General features: G+C 53.8%; 15 protein-coding genes. 4 read left to right on the plus strand and 11 right to left on the minus strand.

Annotated elements, in window-relative coordinates:
* Window positions 1–33: 33 nt before the first annotated feature.
* Entirely contained in the window at window positions 34–933 is a 900-nt protein-coding gene (locus tag GA0061071_RS12105; RefSeq protein WP_061492628.1) for a LysR family transcriptional regulator, read from the minus strand.
* A 118-nt stretch (window positions 934–1,051) separates the two neighbouring features.
* Between GA0061071_RS12105 and GA0061071_RS12110 the strand changes: the two genes are divergently transcribed.
* On the plus strand, window positions 1,052–1,810 hold the full coding sequence (locus tag GA0061071_RS12110) for an SDR family NAD(P)-dependent oxidoreductase (RefSeq protein WP_061492630.1): 759 nt from the start codon (window positions 1,052–1,054) through the stop codon (window positions 1,808–1,810).
* Between the two features lie 43 nt (window positions 1,811–1,853).
* Here the strand turns inward: GA0061071_RS12110 and GA0061071_RS12115 are convergent, their stop codons facing one another.
* A complete protein-coding gene (locus tag GA0061071_RS12115) occupies window positions 1,854–2,252 on the minus strand; it encodes a YdeI family stress tolerance OB fold protein (RefSeq protein ID WP_061492632.1) in 399 nt (132 codons plus the stop codon).
* Between the two features lie 68 nt (window positions 2,253–2,320).
* Entirely contained in the window at window positions 2,321–2,857 is a 537-nt protein-coding gene (locus GA0061071_RS12120) for a GNAT family N-acetyltransferase (protein ID WP_061492634.1), read from the minus strand.
* A gap of 156 nt (window positions 2,858–3,013) precedes the next feature.
* On the opposite strand from GA0061071_RS12120, the gene GA0061071_RS12125 reads away from it, so the two are divergent.
* Window positions 3,014–4,600 (plus strand): STY4199 family HEPN domain-containing protein, encoded by a 1,587-nt coding sequence (locus GA0061071_RS12125; protein ID WP_088238303.1) that lies wholly within the window; start codon window positions 3,014–3,016, stop codon window positions 4,598–4,600.
* Between the two features lie 41 nt (window positions 4,601–4,641).
* Here the strand turns inward: GA0061071_RS12125 and GA0061071_RS12130 are convergent, their stop codons facing one another.
* On the minus strand, window positions 4,642–6,291 hold the full coding sequence (locus tag GA0061071_RS12130) for an alpha,alpha-trehalase (RefSeq protein ID WP_061492638.1): 1,650 nt from the start codon (window positions 6,289–6,291) through the stop codon (window positions 4,642–4,644).
* A 308-nt stretch (window positions 6,292–6,599) separates the two neighbouring features.
* Here GA0061071_RS12130 and GA0061071_RS12135 point away from each other — a divergent pair, with 308 nt between their 5' ends.
* Window positions 6,600–7,007, plus strand: a complete 408-nt coding sequence (locus tag GA0061071_RS12135) for a GNAT family N-acetyltransferase (protein WP_088238304.1) — start codon at window positions 6,600–6,602, stop codon at window positions 7,005–7,007.
* 34 nt (window positions 7,008–7,041) lie between these two features.
* Here GA0061071_RS12135 and aguA read toward each other — a convergent pair whose 3' ends face one another.
* Window positions 7,042–8,124, minus strand: coding sequence for an agmatine deiminase (aguA, locus tag GA0061071_RS12140; protein WP_088238305.1), 1,083 nt, complete (start codon window positions 8,122–8,124; stop codon window positions 7,042–7,044).
* A 3-nt stretch (window positions 8,125–8,127) separates the two neighbouring features.
* Window positions 8,128–9,012: an N-carbamoylputrescine amidase gene (gene aguB, locus GA0061071_RS12145; RefSeq protein WP_088238306.1), complete on the minus strand. Its 885-nt coding sequence runs from the start codon at window positions 9,010–9,012 to the stop codon at window positions 8,128–8,130.
* Between the two features lie 135 nt (window positions 9,013–9,147).
* Between aguB and GA0061071_RS12150 the strand changes: the two genes are divergently transcribed.
* The gene (locus GA0061071_RS12150; protein ID WP_082794119.1) at window positions 9,148–10,041 is read left to right on the plus strand and encodes a LysR family transcriptional regulator; all 894 of its coding nucleotides are present in this window, start codon (window positions 9,148–9,150) and stop codon (window positions 10,039–10,041) included.
* A 192-nt stretch (window positions 10,042–10,233) separates the two neighbouring features.
* Here GA0061071_RS12150 and potE read toward each other — a convergent pair whose 3' ends face one another.
* From potE to GA0061071_RS12170, 5 genes are all read right to left on the minus strand, one after another.
* Entirely contained in the window at window positions 10,234–11,553 is a 1,320-nt protein-coding gene (potE, locus tag GA0061071_RS12155) for a putrescine-ornithine antiporter (RefSeq protein ID WP_061492648.1), read from the minus strand.
* Window positions 11,550–13,748 carry an ornithine decarboxylase SpeF gene (gene speF, locus GA0061071_RS12160; protein WP_088238307.1) on the minus strand — a complete coding sequence of 733 codons (2,199 nt, stop codon included), beginning with the start codon at window positions 13,746–13,748 and terminating at the stop codon, window positions 11,550–11,552. The genes potE and speF overlap by 4 nt, the downstream gene beginning before the upstream one ends.
* A 256-nt stretch (window positions 13,749–14,004) precedes the next feature.
* Window positions 14,005–14,109 (minus strand): leader peptide SpeFL, encoded by a 105-nt coding sequence (speFL, locus tag GA0061071_RS23290; protein WP_134319175.1) that lies wholly within the window; start codon window positions 14,107–14,109, stop codon window positions 14,005–14,007.
* A 446-nt stretch (window positions 14,110–14,555) separates the two neighbouring features.
* Entirely contained in the window at window positions 14,556–15,908 is a 1,353-nt protein-coding gene (gene gorA, locus GA0061071_RS12165) for a glutathione-disulfide reductase (protein ID WP_061492650.1), read from the minus strand.
* Between the two features lie 82 nt (window positions 15,909–15,990).
* Entirely contained in the window at window positions 15,991–16,833 is an 843-nt protein-coding gene (locus GA0061071_RS12170; protein WP_088238308.1) for a 23S rRNA (adenine(2030)-N(6))-methyltransferase RlmJ, read from the minus strand.
* Window positions 16,834–16,935: the final 102 nt, after the last annotated feature.

Raw genomic sequence — 16,935 nt, forward strand, 5'->3', positions numbered from 1 at the left:
AATGGGTTAGTGTGAAAATTATAGCCTGGGGGGCTAATCGACATAATCTCTTAACGCGCCTGCCAGCCACTCCATAAACAGATGTACCCGGCGAGAAAGATTACGGCGATGGGGATAAATCAGCGACACCGACATTGGCTCTGCGCGGTATTGCGGCAGGATCTCCACCAGTTTTCCGCTGCGTAACGCATCCCGTACGCCAATACGTGGTACCTGGATAATCCCCAGCCCGGCGAGACAGGCGGCCTGGTAAGTTTCAGTACTGTTAACCGTCAGAATGCCGCCGGTTTTCACCCAGCGGGTCTGGTTATCCTGCCACACCTCAAAACCTTGCGGTCGGGTGCCGAGATTGACGGCGTAGTGCACCAGAGCATGGGAAGATAAGTCCTCCAGTGTTTCCGGATAGCCAAAACGCGCCAGATAATCCGGGCTGGCGCAGTTGATGATCGACAAGCGGCCCAGTTGGCGAGCTATCAGGCCAGAATCTTTCAGCGTGCCCACCCGCACCACACAGTCAAACCCTTCGCGGATAATGTCCACCAGCCGGTCACTACTGCTCAGTTCCAGTTCAATACCGGGATACTGTTGTAAAAACGCGGGCAGGCGCGGGATCACCAGATTTTTCGCGACACCGACGGGCATATCCACCCGTAAACGGCCGCTGATGCTGGAAGGATCGTGTAAAAAAAGGCCATCCAGCTCATCCATGTTCGCCAGCAGATCTTTTGCCCGCTCGTAATAGACCATCCCATCTTGCGTGAGCTGTACGCGTCGTGTAGTGCGGTGCAGCAACTGTGTACCAAGGTGGGTCTCCAGCGCCTGGATCTGCCGCGATACGCTACCTTTAGGAAGTCCCATAGAGTCTGCCGCCCTGGAGAAGCTCTCCAGCTCCGCGACGCGGATGAACAGTTGCATTGCGTAAATTTTATCCATCATTGCACGCTATTGTTATCGTCATTGAAACAGTGAAACGTAATTTAGCACCTTTATTGTTTTCATATCACCTAATAAGCTTTTCTCACTCCCCTGATTCAGCAAAAACGAGGTTCTTATGACACAACATATTGCAGTAGTAACTGGCGGTAGCCGTGGATTAGGTAAAAACGCGGCGCTGAAGCTGGCGGCGAAAGGAATCGGCATTATCCTGACCTACAATAATAACGCCGACGATGCGCAACAGGTGGTACGCGAAATTGAGCAAAAAGGCGTAAAAGCCACGGCATTACAGTTGAATGTCGGCGATAGCGCGAGTTTTCCCGCTTTCACCCGTGCAGTACAGGAACAGCTGAAAACGGTATGGCAGCGTGAGACGTTTGATTATTTATTAAACAACGCTGGCATTGGCATTAACGCGTCGTTTGCCGACACGACGGAAGCGCAGTTTGACCAGTTGGTGAACATCCACTTTAAGGGACCGTTCTTCCTGACGCAGAGCCTGCTGCCGCTAATGAAAAACGGCGGGCGCATTCTCAATGTCTCCAGCGGCCTGGCTCGTTTTTGCCAGCCAGGTTATGCCGCTTATGCCGCCATGAAAGGTGCGATGGAAGTTCTGACGCGCTATCAGGCGAAAGAGTTGGGAGCACGCGGCATTTCGGTCAATATTATTGCGCCGGGGGCAATCGAGACCGATTTCGGCGGTGGCATGGTACGTGATAATGAGCAGATTAATCAGCATATTGCCGCGCAGACGGCGCTTGGCCGTGTGGGCTTGCCGGATGATATTGGCGATGCAATTGCTGCCTTGCTCAGCGATGAGCTGCATTGGATGAATGCGCAGCGTATCGAAGTTTCCGGGGGCATGTTCCTGTAAAACGCGACGCCCGGCAGGTACATTGCTGCCGGGCGTATGGCGATTATTGCTTCTGAAAGTGCGTAACCCGGACGCGAACCGGTTGTTGTTTTTTATCCAGCGAGCCGGTGACGCCCACCAGTTCATCGGGCGAGATGGATTTCCCGTCAAAAACTGCCATTGGAATATCCAGCTGTATCTGATCGGTTTTATCGCGGAACAAGTACACATCTTTGCCTTCCCTTTCCACCAGGTTACCGCGCAGTGAGACCGATGCACCGTCATGCAGGGCTTTGGCCTGCTGGATAGTCATGGTGCGGGCATCCTCCATGCCGCGATAGCCATCATCCATCTTATGCGGCGGCGGCGGGGCCTTATCTGCCTTCAGGCCGGGTTGATCGTCTGCGAATGCTGTCATGGAGAACAGCGCCGCCAGACAGGCGGTCAGCAACATTTTCTTCATCACTTCTCCTGAATAGGACCGGAACACACTCCTAAGCCTGGCAGAGGTCGGAAAGGTATGCTGGCGAATTAGCCATTATTCCCATATTCGTGTCGCAATAAACCAAATAACCAGTCGTTTTGCCAGCGTCCCGCCAGCCACCAGGCTTCGCGCAGTTCCCCTTCCAGTATAAAACCGGTTTTTTCCAGTAAGCGCCGGGAAGCGATATTTCCTGACGTAACCGTAGCCACCAGCCGCCGGATGCCACCCTCGCTGAACGCGTAATCGCACACTGCTTTTAGGGATTCCCGACCATAGCCTTTGCCCTGCGCCTGGGGGGCGAACAGGAAACCCACTTCGGCACAGTCATCTTCGCGGTGAATATATCCGGTCACCCCCAGCGGCATTTGCGTCGTGTTGTCGCGGACGACTAAGCAGAGCCAGTGCCGGCTTCCCGGGAACCATTCCGGTAGTCGTGATAGGAATTGCTCGCGGATTTCCTCGCTGGAGCGGGGATCCGCAACGTAGCGCATCACATCCGGCTGCTGTTGCAGTGAAAGGAAAAATTCCCAGTCACTTTCTACAATCGACGAGCAGATCAGTCTTGGGGTACGAAGCATTAACATCGTGAATGTCTCCGGCAATTTTTTTTCGTGTTCAAACGGCTGTCACTGATAATACGTAGCATCTGAGCTATCTTTTAATGACTCATAAATAAAGAAAAAGTTAAGCGCTGACATTGTCCAGCTAATTATTTCTACAGTTGTACTTAAAGGAAAATAATGACACATACTGCCCCAGATAGTACGGGTGAACAGTTTGAAAAGTGTATTGCCGTTATTCGCGAGGCATCCATCGAAATTCTGTTATTGCTCAATGCGCATTTCGATGAGGGAAAAGATCCCCGCTGGTTTTTAGAACAACTGGATATTGCGCGCCTCAGTATGGGTGGGTGGGGCGCAGTGGCTAAACGACTTAAACTCAACGATGCGGAATTAACACAGTTCACTTTACAACTTCGCCATTTGCAGCAGCTCGTTCCGCACTATGAGAGCGGGCAAAACGTGACGGAAAATCAGCTTATCGCCGCGTTGCGTTTTGTGGCGGCGTTAGAAAATCTGCGCGCTAAGCAGCCGTTGCTGAGTTACAACACGTTGACAAAAGTGAGCGATGCCCAGCAGAAACAAGGCCTGACACAGTTGCGGGCGCTGGAGTTGATGATCACGTCGCTGGTGACGCAAGCATGGTCGGACCCGGAGCGGCTGCGTAACCATCTCAAAGTACAGTTTGGTGCAGACCGCGTGCGGCGTTGGCTGCGCGTTGGCGATCGTAACGATGTGCTAAGTGGTATGCGGTTTAGTGAACTGGCGCTGATGCTGATCGATAAGAAGGAGTTCAGCCAGCACTATGCGCGGATCTTCAATGACTCGTCGGTATTAACACTATTTCTGGAAACGCGTAAAACGCTACAGACGTTTCTGGAAGATATCCGCCAGATACGTGCGGCGGTGATTGCAAACCAGCCGCTGACGTCGAACCAGCTGAGTCTGCTGGCGAGTTATTACCCGCAAATCACCGGGCCGGTACAGCGGGCATGGGAAGAGGGGCGCACGAAAACAAACCCCGACGCATTACTGAAAGAAGCGGGAATGGGGCTGGACGCTTTCTGGGAACAAGCGCGGAAGAAAGATCGCGCGGCCGGAGGTGATGCAATGCCGATACGTGACAATATTGAACCGCCCGCGAAACGTGCGGCGCGTAGCCGCGAGGAGCGAGAGGTCATGCTCTCCGGGGCGTTATGGGGCGCGGTGGGCGTGATGGTGCTGTTAATGGTGATTGGCGCGTTCTGGATGTTTACCAGCGGGCTCTCCGTGCCGAATACCCGTGGAAGCGGTATTACCGTTCCGATTACCGAAGATCGCCAGCGGACATCGCCAAAGGAAGAACTGAGCAATATGGGGATTCCGCGCGATGAGAACAACTTCCGTTCGGCGATCGATCGCAATGACACCAAAGTGGTGTCGATGTTTTTACGGACGGGGATGAACTGGAAACTCTCCTGGACAGAACAGGCAATGGAGTCGGATTACAACGAAGTGCTGGACATGCTGCTCCGCTACCGGCTGCAAATGGATGAAAACCGGCCCTGTCGGCGGTTTATCACCACGTTGTCCCATGAAATGCTGGCGGGTAAAAAGCTCACTTCAACCGCAAAAAATTATCTGAGGGCATTTTGTACGCGGGACCCTGTGGTGGAGCGCCAGCGCTATGAGATGGAACAGGCGCAACTGCGCTATAACGCTGACCCGTCCGACGAGAACCGCAAACTGGCGGATATTCAGTCTGCCATCTATGACGTCATTGATTAATCAAATCTGCCCGGTAGCGCAATGCTTGCCGGGCATTTTCGTTACGGCTCGCCGTATAAACCAATCAGTCTGCGCACCACACCGTTTGTCCAGCCAAAGCCATCCTGTAGTGGGTACTCCCCACCGCCCCCTTCAGCAGGGGTGCTGCTGGCAATGTGGTACTTCTCAATCAGCTTATGGTGATGCTGGTAATAATGATTTACCGTTTGTAGCCAGCTATGGGCGATTTCGTTGCCCAGTGAATCATTGCCATACAGTTTGAAGCCCTGAATGGCCATCCACTGTAGCGGCGCCCAACCGTTGGGTTTATCCCACTGTTCACCGGTCTCATACTCGGTTGCCAGAATGCCGCCCGGCGTCAGCAGTCGCGCTGTAACGGCTTCCGCCACCCGGTCAGCCTGTTCATGCGTCGCCATACCGACATACAGCGGGACGATACTGGCAGCGGAAAACAGTGCCATCTCTTCACGACGCCAGTCATAGTCGCGGTAGCAGCCATGCTCATCATCCCACATGTAACGGTTAACCGCTGCCCGGCGATCGCTGGCTTTCTGGCGAAACAGCGCTTCCCGTTCGCGGTCGCCCTTCAGACCGGAAATGTTGGCGATGGTGCTTTCCAGCTTAAACAGGAACGCATTCAAATCGATAGGAATAAACTGCGTGGTGCGGATACTCGCCAGACGATGGGCGTCGCGCAGCCAGCGTGACGAGTAATCCCAGCCGGACGCTGCACCGGCACGCAGATCGCGGTAGACTTCGTTGGCCGGTCGCCCCGAGTTACGCGCGGTCTCCACGTCTTCAATCCAGGATTCGTCGCGTGGCGTATCACGGTCATCCCAGTAGCGATTAAGCAGTGAGCCATCAGGCATGCGCACCACATGGCGGTAGGCCTGGTTGAGCGCCAGCGACTCTGCGCCATCCATCCAGAAGGCGTACTCCATCAGCAAGTGTTCAAGATAGCGCCGCGCACCGCGTACACCATCCTCTTCAAACAGTTCCACCATCAGCGCAAAGACGGGCGGCTGCGAGCGGCTCAGGTAGTAGGTCCGGTTACCGTTCGGGATATGGCCGTAGCGTTCGATCATCCACGCAAAGTTATCCGCCATACAGCGCAGCAGATCGTCACGACCGCTTTCCGCCAGCCCAAGCATGGTGAAATAGGAGTCCCAGTAGTAGGTTTCACGGAATCGACCGCCAGGCACAATATAGGCTTGCGGCAGCGCCAGTAATGAAGACCACGGGATATGATCCTGGGGCTCGCGGGTCAGTACTGGCCACAGGTGATCGATATGCTCTTTCAGCGAACGACTGGGGTCGGAGATATACTCTTTGGCGTAGTTTTCCGGCATCCAGAAATGTCTCGCGACAAACTGACGCAGGTCGAATTCCGGTTTGCGTTTGATTTTACGATAGCGAATCAGAATATCGAGCGGATCCATTTTCGGCGCGCAATCGGGAAACGTTTTGCTATCGGCGAAGATGCGTGATGATTGCACGTGTTCAAACAGTTCAAGGTAACGATCGGCAGGGGTAAGCGCATCCGACGCGGGAAGCCCTTCGATCATTTCCGGTTCCGGCTCCGCCTCGATCATTTCATCCAGTTTTAACTCGCACGGATCGGTTTCGTAGACGGTTTCTTCTGCAATCACGAATTCGATAGGTTCTGCGCTTTGTTGTTTCTGGTTGAACATAGTGACGTTGGCCTCCGGATGTCGTCGTAAAAAAATGACGGGTGTTGCCCGGTTCTTTAATAAGCGTAGACATTCGCTTCGGTCTGTGAAAGACAAACTGTGCGCTTGATCACGTTTCTTTATCGGGTAACGGTTGGCGAATTTTCCATAACCTGTTGTTTATTCATAAACAAAACGGATAACCCAACGGCTGGCGCAGCGGCGAAATTCGGAGCATTCGTTTTGCAACGATTTGTGAATAATCCCCCCGCTGTACACTCGTGCAGGGTAAAGTGAGGGGATTGCCCGTCATAAAGAGGAAGCGCTATTTGGAACTCGCCACTATTACGTTAGAGCAATGTCTCGATATCCGCCATGCGGTACTGTGGCCGCAGCTTGAGCGGGATGCCTCGCGCGTGGAAGGCGATGAGCAGGCCTGGCATTATGGCGTATTGTCGCAGCAGCAGATCGTCAGTTGTTTATCTGTGTTTTTGCTCGGCGATCGTCACTGCCAGATCCGCAAATTTGCCACTTTGCAGGCGCATCAACAGCGTGGGTTTGGCGGTTTTTTATTGCGCTCGGTGCTCGATCGGCTACTGCAAACAGGCATGGCGTCGGTACAACTGGATGCCAGAACATCGGCCACATCGTTCTATACCCGTTTTGGTTTTATAGCCGAAGGGACACCGTTCTGTAAAAAAGGGGTGGAGTACATTCGCATGTCGCGCGGGTTATAAACACCCGGCGACATGGCTGCCGCCGGGAGGAGGGTTAACGCGGGATTTGCTGGGTAATGCAGTGGATGTTGCCGCCGCCGAGCAAAATTTCGCGCGCCGGGACACCGGTAATGACAAAGCCGGGGTACATCTCTTCGAACAGCGCCTGTGCTTTGGCATCGGTTGCCGCATCCAGCAGTGGGAAAATAATCTGCTGATTGCTGACCAGATAGTTGACGTAGGAACCGGCCAGGCGGTTGCCTTCATGGCGCTCAATCGCCGTGCCTTTTTCCACACCAATGGTCTCTTCCGCGCTGGCGTACAGCGGTTGCGGAGAGGGCATTTTCCAGACTTTCAGTGTGCGACCCTGCGCATCCTTTACGTTCTCCAGCACGTTGAGCGCTGCAACGGAGCGGGCGTACTGAGGATCGTTCTGGTCGTCAGTCCAGTGCAGCGCCACTTCGCCAGGACGCACGAAGCAGCACATATTGTCGATGTGGCCATCGGTTTCGTCATTAAACACACCTTCCGGCAACCAGATTATTTGCGATACGCCAAGATAGTCGCGCAACTGCTGCTCAATCTGATCCTGGCTTAACCCCGGATTGCGGTTGGGGTTCAGCAGGCATTCGGCGGTGGTCAGCAATGTGCCTTCGCCGTCAACGTGGATCGAGCCACCTTCCAGAATCAAATCCGTGTGATAGCAAGGCATCTGGTGGTAGTTCGCCACCTGAGCCGCAACCTGTTGATCGCGGTCCCACGGCGCGTACAACCCGCCGTTGAAGCCGCCCCAGGCGTTAAACGTCCAGCTAATGCCACGCCGTTCGCCCGCCGCATTGCGCACCACGGTGGGGCCGGTGTCGCGCATCCAGGCGTCATCGCTCTCCATCTCCACCAGCGTCACTTCAGCGGGCAGGGTGGCGCGCGCTTTGGTCATCTCAGCGACCGGGACGCCCATAATAACCGGCGTACTGTGCGAGATAGCCTTTGCCACTGCGGCAAAAGCCTGCTGCGCGGGGGCGGCATCTGCGCGCCAGTTATCCGTGCGATAAGGCCAAATCATCCATACCGCCTGGTGTGGCGCCCACTCTGCGGGCATGGCAAATCCATCTTTCACCGGCGTGGTCAGCTGTGACATCGGTTAGCTCCTTACGCTGCCATCAGAGGTGGCGATGGCGCCATACATGTTCGGGCGACGGTCGCGGAACAAACCCCAGGCGGCGCGCTGTGCGGCAACGGCATCCAGATCGAAAGTGTGCACTAGCACCGATTCGTCGGTTTTGTTTGCCTGCTCCACCAGGGCACCGGTCTGATCGGCAATGAAAGAGGAGCCGTAGAAGGTCATTTCCAGACCTTCAATGTATTTGCTGGCTTCGGTACCGATGCGGTTAGAGGCAATCACCGGAATGACGTTAGCGGCAGCGTGGCCCTGCTGGACGCGGGTCCAGTGCGGCTGGCTGTCGATGTCCGGGTAGGCGGGTTCAGAGCCGATTGCCGTCGGGTAGAAGATCACTTCTGCGCCCTGCAGTGCCAGGCAACGTGCGGTTTCCGGGAACCACTGATCCCAGCAGATACCAACGCCGACTTTGGCATAGCGGGTGTTCCACACTTTGAAGCCGGTATCACCAGGGATAAAGAACTGTTTTTCCTGGTACGCCGGGCCGTTCGGAATATGGGTTTTACGGTAGGTGTCCAGCACGCTGCCGTCGGCGTCGATCATCACCAGCGAGTTGTAATAGGCGTTATTGCTCTTTTCAAACAGGCTCAGTGGCAGCACCACTTCCAGCTCTTTTGCCAGCGCAGAGAAGTGCTTAATCAGTGGGCTGGTGGCGACTTCCTGTGCCAGCGCGTAGTGTTCCGGGCTTTGGTCGATGCAGAAATAGGGCGCAGCGAACAGTTCCTGAATGAGGATGATCTGCGCGCCTTTGCTGTGGGCTTCACGGACCAGGCGTTCAGCGTTCTGAATGTTTTTTTCCAGATCCCAGCTACAGGCCATTTGCGTTGCGGCGACTGTGACATTTCTCATAAAAAATCTCCCGTGGTTCTCAGTTCAGGCGGTGCAGAGCATCAGCACTTATTTTGCTGCAAACTATAGCAACGAAAACCGTTATGCATAAAATGTATTGTTATCATGAAAACATGAACAGGATGCATAGTGGCGATGGATCTGAACTTGCTGCGGTTGGTGCCTATTCTGGCGAAAGAGAAAAATGTCACCCGTGCGGCGCAGAAAGCGAACCTTTCCCAGTCGGCGTTTAGCCACGCGCTGAACCGCCTGCGCGAACAGTTAAATGATGAGATGTTTATCCGCACCCGCAACGGCATGGAGCCCACGCCCTATGCAGCGATGATGATCCCGGTGATTGAGAATGCGCTCAGCAAGCTGGATACCGCCACGCGCGGGCCGAGTCACTTTGATCCGCTGCGTGATGCGCACACCTTTTATATCGGCGCGGTGGATTACTTCGAATTTATGTTTATGCCGGTGCTGACCGCGCGTTTTAAAACCATCGCGCCCAATGTGCGCTTGTCTGTCGATATTCTGTCGGAGACGATAAAAGTCGAACGGGTTGAGAAGGGGCAACTGGATGCATTTATTGGTGTGGATAATGTGCAGCATATTCCGCACTATTTTAATAAACACCCACTTATTTCTGACCATTTTGTGGCCATTGCCTCTGTTGATCGCCACGATTTGCCCGACCAATTGACGATGAAACACCTTGTCAGCGAACCACAAATCCATTTACCCGCGGTCAGTTCAGGCGCGGATCATATTGACGGCTGGCTGTTGTCGCAGCATCTCTATCGTCCTCTGGCGACGGTGGTGCAGAGTTATGCTGTCGGTGGGCGTGTGGCGGTGGCATCCGGTTATTTGATGTGCGTACCTTTCCGCATCGCGCAGGAGCTGGCGAAGATGTTGCCGCTGCGTATCCTGGATCTGCCGGACGGCGCGCCATCGTACGATTTATTGCTACTTACCCACCGTTTGTATGACTACCAGCCTGCGGTACAGTGGCTGATTAATGAGTTAAAAACGGTGCGGATAGCGTGACCCCCTTGTGTTATGAACAAGGCAGGAAATACAGTGCCAACTCATGTCAGGATAAGGGTGCTGCGGTACAAGCGAAAAAAAACCGACGGGTGAGGTCGGTTTTTTTACATCCAACGTATCGGGTCACTGCGGATTCTTCCTGCCCAGGCAGCGCAGAACTGTGCTGACAGAGAGCGCTTGAACCCTGCAGACTCAACTGTGCTTGTTGGTCAGTTCAAAGCGTGGTGAAACCAGCCCATACAGCGTCCAGCCGAGGAAGGTCACGATTGAGCCGTAGAGCATGGCCTCTTCACCGGAGGAGTAAAGCGCGTAGAAGCTGTACAGCGCACCGATAAAGGCGACAACGTTAGCGGCTTTGGCTTTCGACGGGGCAACGTTGGCCATTTTCTGAATGATAACCAGCGCAGCCATCGACAGAATGTACGGGATGATGTTGGTGACCACCGCCAGATTGACCAGCACGTTAAACTGGCTGTTCAGCGACGGGCTGATGGTCATCAGCGATAATCCACTCTGGATAACCACAATGGTCAGCATCCCCTGCACCGGCGCATCCACTTTCGTCACGCGTGAGAAGATTTTCGGGAAATAACCTTCGTCGGCGGAAGATTTAAAGACCTGCGCAATGGTGAACTGCCAGCCGAGCAGTGACCCGCAACAGGACATGATCATCAGCGCCATGATCACTTTCCCGACTGCCGGGGTAAACATCTGCGCGAAAGCCAGCCCAAACGGTGCCGTGGAGTTCGCCAGGTCCATATTGGGGACAATCCCGGCAATCACGTTGGTTGAAATGATGTAAATCGCCGCTGCGCCCAATGTTCCGCCCAGTACTGCAATCGGTACGTTACGTTCCGGGTTGTCTACCACGTCGGCGTTTGCACAAGCCGACTCAAGGCCAAGGAATGCCCATAACGTCATGGCGATAGAGGAACCGACCGCACTGAAGAATGGCACGTTGTGTGGGTTCCATGAGGCGACATACAGGCTCGGGCTAAACCAGAACCAGCCGATGATGCACAGGCCCACCACCGGAATAATCACCCCCCAGACGGTGATACTGCTGATCTGCCCGGTAATGCGCGCACCGCCGAAGTTAGCCACGGTGCAAATCCACAAGACGCCAATCGTCGCGAGACCAATCTGTACCGGCGTCAGCGACGCACCAAACAGTTCGGTACCGTAACCCACTGCGGAAATCGCAATGGCCACGTTAGCAATTAGCAGCGACATGCCATAGGTGTAGTTCGCCATAAAGTTGCCGGATTTGCCGAACGCGTACTCCGCATAGCCGCCCATGCCTCCGGATTTGCGGCTGAACATACCACACTTGGCAAATGCCCATGCCAGCGCCATCGAACCCACGGCGGTCACCAGCCAGGAGATTATCGAGATGGTACCGACTTCTGCCAGCTTGGTGGGCAGCATAATAATCCCGGAGCCCATCATATTGACCATGGTCAGAATGGTGAGCTGGAGAACGCCCATCTTATTGGATTTTTGAGCACTCATAATTTTTCTCCTTTCAACAGGTTATGTTGCTTTTCCTGCCGTTTGATGACGTAACACCACACTTGTTTACGACCGTCTTGTTCTTCGACATACACACCCTGTAACTCAGGCGCAAAGCCCGGCAGCAGGTTGATCCCCTCTTCCAGCGCGCTGAAATAACGCAGTACCGAACCGCCCCAGATTTCACCGGGGACCACGCACAGTACCCCTGGCGGATAAGGCAGTGCGCCTTCTGCCGCAATGCGGCCTTCCGCATCCGGCAGACGAACCAGTTCTACTTGGCCGCGCAGGTAGGCGTAGTTGGCTTCTTGTGGTGAGAGGCTGACGCGTGGGAAGTGCGATTTGCGGAACATCTCTTTCTGCAACTGTTTCACATTGTGGCGGGCGTAAAGGTCGTGCATCTCCTGGCAGAGCTGGCGCAGGCTGTAACCGTCGTAACGCGCCTGATGCTGACGGTAGAGTGAGGGCAGAACGTCAGCCAGTGGCGCATCGGATTCCAGCAATTTTTCGAAACGCACCAGCAGGGCGATAAGCTGTTGCAGCTTGGCCATATCTTCCGCCGGGGTCAGCAGGAACAGGATCGAGTTAAGATCGCATTTTTCCGGTATCACACCGTTTTCACGCAGGAAGTTGGCGAGGATAGTCGCCGGAACGCCAAAGGCTTCATATTCGCCATTTGCGGCATTGATACCGGGTGTGGTGAGCAGCAATTTGCAGGGGTCAACAAAGTACTGATGTTCGGCATAGCCTTCAAAAGCATGCCACTGTGCGCCCGGAACGAAGTGGAAAAAGCGCAGATCATCGGAGATTTCAGCCGTGTCGTAAGACTGCCATGGCTTACCATCGACGGTTTCCGGCACAAACGGGCGGATATAACGGCAGTTATCGAGGATCAGTTTGCGGGCATCAATGCCGTTGGCGACGCAATCCATCCACATGTTGCGACCGCTCACACCTTCATGCATTTTGGCGTTGATATCCAGCGCGGCAAACAGCGGGTAGAAGGGGCTGGTGGAGGCGTGCATCATAAAGGCATTATTCATGCGCTTATGCGGTACATAGCGAGGTTGCCCTTTGATATGGCGGTCTTTTTTGTGGATCTGCGACGTCTGAGAAAAACCTGCCTGCTGTTTGTGTACCGATTGTGTCACCAGGATGCCCGGATCGTTTTCATTCAGATCCAGCAGCAAGGGTGAGCAATCGGCCATCATCGGAATAAATTGCTCATAACCCACCCAGGCGGAGTCAAACAGGATGTAGTCGCACAGGTGGCCAATTTTATCCACCACCTGACGGGCGTTATAGATGGTACCGTCGTAAGTACCTAACTGGATCACCGCCAGGCGGAAGGGGCGTGTTTCTCTCGCCCGCTGCGGTGCGACTTCGTCAATAAGCTGGCGCAGGTACGCTTCTTCAAAACAGTGGGCGTCGATGCCGCCGATAAAACCGTACGGGTTACGCGCGGTTTCCAGATAGACCGGTGTTGCGCCAGCTTGCAACAGCGCACCGTGGTGGTTTGATTTGTGGTTGTTGCGATCAAACAGCACCAGGTCTCCCGGCGTCAGCAGGGCGTTAAGCACCACCTTGTTGGACGATGAGGTACCGTTGAGCACAAAGTACGTTTTGTCGGCGTTAAAGACGTTGGCGGCATGTTGCTGAGCAATGCACGGTGCGCCTTCGTGGATCAACAAATCGCCCATGGCGACATCGGCATTACACAAGTCGGCTCGAAAGAGCGTTTCACCAAAATATTCAACAAACTGATTCCCGGCCGGATGACGGCGGAAAAACTCACCGCCCTGATGCCCCGGGCAGTCAAACGCGCTATTACCCTGACCTACATAGTCCACCAGTGCCCGAAAGAACGGTGGACGCAGTTGCGTTTCATAGTGATGTGCCGCCGTTTCCAACTGGCGACCATAATAATCGCTGCGGGTTTCGTTAAACTCAAAGACGCCCGAAATGCGTGGCAGATGTTCAGCCGGAACACGTTCTTCATCTTCTGTGGCGACAAAGACCGGAATGCCATAGCCGGTAGCGTCAATTTCATCGAGTTTGCCTCGTTCAATATCATTGACGGATAACACGATAGCAGCGACGTCGATAAATTTACTTTCATCAATATTCACAATATTGCGATGGGTAGAAAAACAGTCAGGGCAAGAACGGCTGATTGCAATTTTTAATTCAGACATTTTCATCTCTTTATTTCAGGTAATAGCAGGTCCTCAATTTCCTGAACAGGAAATTGATATCTCCGGAGCGAATAAGAGCGTCCCACTGATAAATTAAAATCAGTAAGTCGGTTTTATTCAGATGCAATAAACCCTAACCAGTCCGGTCACAAGTAACTCAGGGTTTATTTGGGCGAGCACCGCGAGATACAGGCATTCAGCCTGTATTACAGAGGGTCAGAAAGACCTGTATGCTGGAGTGCCCGTAGTCAAATGACTATCGGGCATTAAAGAAATGAAAGTCGAAGCTATTACGGTTGGCAAACATCATAATATGTGTTGTTCGCCTTATATGTGGCATTGCATGGTTATTGTTTTCCATTTTCATCACCTTTCCTGGGTAAATGTAAGGTGAGGGTATTTTATCCAGGAAAAAGCCTTTTTGTGTGACTATGATCAATAAAAACAGATCATCCCAGAAATAATTAGTCGCGTTTTATGCATATTGCGAGATAACGCACTGCATTGTTTGTTATTTGTTACTTTTGTTAAAATTAATATTTTATTTATTTTTTAACATCCAGAAAAAATAAATTAGCTAAGACAAATAAGTTAAATAAAAAGAGGCGTTAGTTAATTAAAAATAATGAATAAGAATTCACGAAATAACCTGTAATGGCGGTCGTTATGTCGCTTCGTTGAATACAATGACATTTGCGATAGGGTGAAGAAGTGGTCAGGCGCAAACTAAGACAAAGAAAGTGACTGAAGAGAAGCACAGTGAAGGCTTCTCTTCAGCTTACGGGAGGAAGGCAGGAGGGCGCGTGGTTAGCGCATGGTCACAAACTCTTCCGCTGCGGTGGGGTGAATCGCCACGGTGTTATCGAAGTCTTTCTTGGTTGCGCCCATCTTCAGCGCGACCGCAAAGCCTTGCAACATTTCATCCATACCGGAACCGATGCCGTGGATACCGACAATACGCTCTTCAGGACCAACGCAGACCAGCTTCATACGACACGGCTGGCGGTGGGTGGTCACTGCGGTATACATGGCGGTAAACGACGATTTATACACTTTGACTAACTCATCGCCGAACTGTTCGCGCGCCTGCGGCTCGGTTAACCCGACGGTGCCGATCGGCGGGTGGCTGAACACCACGGTCGGGATATTGTTGTAATCCAGATGTTCGTCCGGCTTGTTGTTAAACAAACGCTCAGACAAACGGCGGCCTGCTGCGACCGCCACTGGCGTCAGTTCCACCGCGCCGGTGTTGTCGCCTACCGCATAGATGCCCGGTACGCTGGTGTTCTGGTACTTATCGACCTCGATATAGCCTTTGGCGTTGGTTTTCACTCCGGTGGCGGCAAGATTGAAATTGTCGGTCGCGGGTTCGCGGCCAATCGCCCAAATCAGGCTGTCCACGATCTGTGAACGGCCATCTTCCAGCGTCAGGGTCAGGCTGCCATCGGCATTTTTCACTACCTCTTTCGGCACGGCATGGGTGTGCAGCGTCGGACCTTCGGCGGCCATCACTTCCACCAGCGTTTCGGTGATCAGCGGATCGAAGTTGCGCAGCGGCGCGTGCTTACGCACAAACAGATGCGTTTCAGCGCCAAGGCCGTTAATCACCCCAGCCAGTTCAACGGCGATATAACCCGCACCCACCACCGCCACACGTTTTGGCAGCGCCGGCAGTGCAAAGAAGCCGTCGGAATCAATACCGTACTCCACCCCCGGAATGTCCGGGTGGCTCGGGCGACCGCCGGTGGCAATGAGGATATGATCGGCGGTGAGGGTTTCACCGTTCACTTCGACGGTTTTTGCATCAACAAAACGCGCAAAGCCGCGGATCACATCGACATTATTTTTACCCAGCACATTGTCATACGAGGTGTGAATACGGTCGATATAGGCCGTACGGCTGGCGACCAGTTTGCCCCAGTCGAAGTGGTTTACCGTGGTGTCGAACCCGTAATCCGGGCCATAGAGATGAATGGCTTCCGCGATTTGCGCCGCGTGCCACATAACCTTTTTCGGAACACAACCGACGTTCACACAGGTGCCGCCAAGCGCCTTCGCTTCGATTAGCGCGCATTTCTGACCGTACATCGCTGCACGGTTAATCGATGCAATACCGCCGCTGCCGCCGCCAATAGCGATATAGTCGTAATGTTTGCTCATGGTTGATTCCTTAATCCTGAACGAGGTCGAAAAGTGTCGCGATTGTAACGCGCAGCCCGAAAGGTTCCACCAATGGCTGCGATTACTCCGGGACTAGCTGGTGAATCAGCGTATGCCCGGTGCCCGCGGGCACCAGTTTACCGTGCAGCCACGGCAGTACATTGTTCATTTGCGCTTCCAGTTTCCACGGCGGGTTAATCACAATCATACCGGAGGCGGTCATCCCGCGTTGATCGCTGTCCGGGCGTACGCCCAGCTCGATTTGCAGGATATTGCGGATACCAGTGGCTTCCAGATCGCGCAGCATGCGTTTTATCTGCTGGCGCAACACTACCGGATACCAGAGCGCGAACACGCCAGTGGCGAAACGTTTGTGCCCTTCGCTGATACCGCTCACGACCGTCTGATAATCGGTTTTAATTTCATACGGCGGGTCGATAAGAATCAAACCGCGGCGGGAGACTGGCGGCAGTTTGGCCTTCAGTTGCTGGTAACCGTCAGCGCGTTCAACACGGGCGCGGTTGTCTTTCTGGAACTCCTGGCGCAGCAACGGGAAATCGCTGGGGTGCAGTTCGGTGAGCTGCAGGCTGTCCTGTTCACGCAGCAACTGGCGGGCAATCAGCGGCGAACCCGGGTAATAACGCAACTGCTCGTTGCGGTTGAAATGGCGCACAGCGCTCATGTAAGGCTCCAGCTCCGCAGGCAAATCATCCTGTTGCCAGATACGCGCGATACCTTCCAGATATTCCCCGGTACGTTCCGCATGCTCGCCGGAGAGCAGATAACGCCCTGCGCCTGCGTGCGTGTCGAGATAGAGAAACGGTTTCTCTTTCTCTTTCAGCGCTTCAATGATCAGGCTCTGAACGGTGTGTTTAAGGACGTCGGCATGGTTGCCAGCGTGGAAGCTATGGCGATAACTGAGCATGGGTACTGGGATTCCGGAAAATAAACGAGGTTTGCCACAGTTTACCGCAGATTGCTCCGGATTACCGCAGGCGCGCCGCGCTTGTTTCAGGCCGTCGGAAAA

It is taken from the genome of Kosakonia oryzendophytica (genome assembly GCF_900094925.1).
In the GTDB taxonomy this organism is placed as follows: Bacteria; Pseudomonadota; Gammaproteobacteria; order Enterobacterales; family Enterobacteriaceae; genus Kosakonia; species Kosakonia oryzendophytica.

Bases quoted from the DNA above. Each gene is read 5' to 3' on its own strand.
- potE (WP_061492648.1), bottom strand. From the start codon at position 11,553: ATGAGTGCTCAAAAATCCAATAAGATGGGCGTTCTCCAGCTCACCATT.
- speFL (WP_134319175.1), bottom strand. From the start codon at position 14,109: ATGGAAAACAATAACCATGCAATGCCACATATAAGGCGAACAACACAT.
- GA0061071_RS12125 (WP_088238303.1), top strand. From the start codon at position 3,014: ATGACACATACTGCCCCAGATAGTACGGGTGAACAGTTTGAAAAGTGT.
- GA0061071_RS12120 (WP_061492634.1), bottom strand. From the start codon at position 2,857: ATGTTAATGCTTCGTACCCCAAGACTGATCTGCTCGTCGATTGTAGAA.
- GA0061071_RS12130 (WP_061492638.1), bottom strand. From the start codon at position 6,291: ATGTTCAACCAGAAACAACAAAGCGCAGAACCTATCGAATTCGTGATT.
- speF (WP_088238307.1), bottom strand. From the start codon at position 13,748: ATGTCTGAATTAAAAATTGCAATCAGCCGTTCTTGCCCTGACTGTTTT.
- GA0061071_RS12170 (WP_088238308.1), bottom strand. From the start codon at position 16,833: ATGCTCAGTTATCGCCATAGCTTCCACGCTGGCAACCATGCCGACGTC.
- GA0061071_RS12150 (WP_082794119.1), top strand. From the start codon at position 9,148: ATGGATCTGAACTTGCTGCGGTTGGTGCCTATTCTGGCGAAAGAGAAA.
- aguA (WP_088238305.1), bottom strand. From the start codon at position 8,124: ATGTCACAGCTGACCACGCCGGTGAAAGATGGATTTGCCATGCCCGCA.
- gorA (WP_061492650.1), bottom strand. From the start codon at position 15,908: ATGAGCAAACATTACGACTATATCGCTATTGGCGGCGGCAGCGGCGGT.
- GA0061071_RS12110 (WP_061492630.1), top strand. From the start codon at position 1,052: ATGACACAACATATTGCAGTAGTAACTGGCGGTAGCCGTGGATTAGGT.
- GA0061071_RS12105 (WP_061492628.1), bottom strand. From the start codon at position 933: ATGGATAAAATTTACGCAATGCAACTGTTCATCCGCGTCGCGGAGCTG.
- GA0061071_RS12115 (WP_061492632.1), bottom strand. From the start codon at position 2,252: ATGAAGAAAATGTTGCTGACCGCCTGTCTGGCGGCGCTGTTCTCCATG.
- aguB (WP_088238306.1), bottom strand. From the start codon at position 9,012: ATGAGAAATGTCACAGTCGCCGCAACGCAAATGGCCTGTAGCTGGGAT.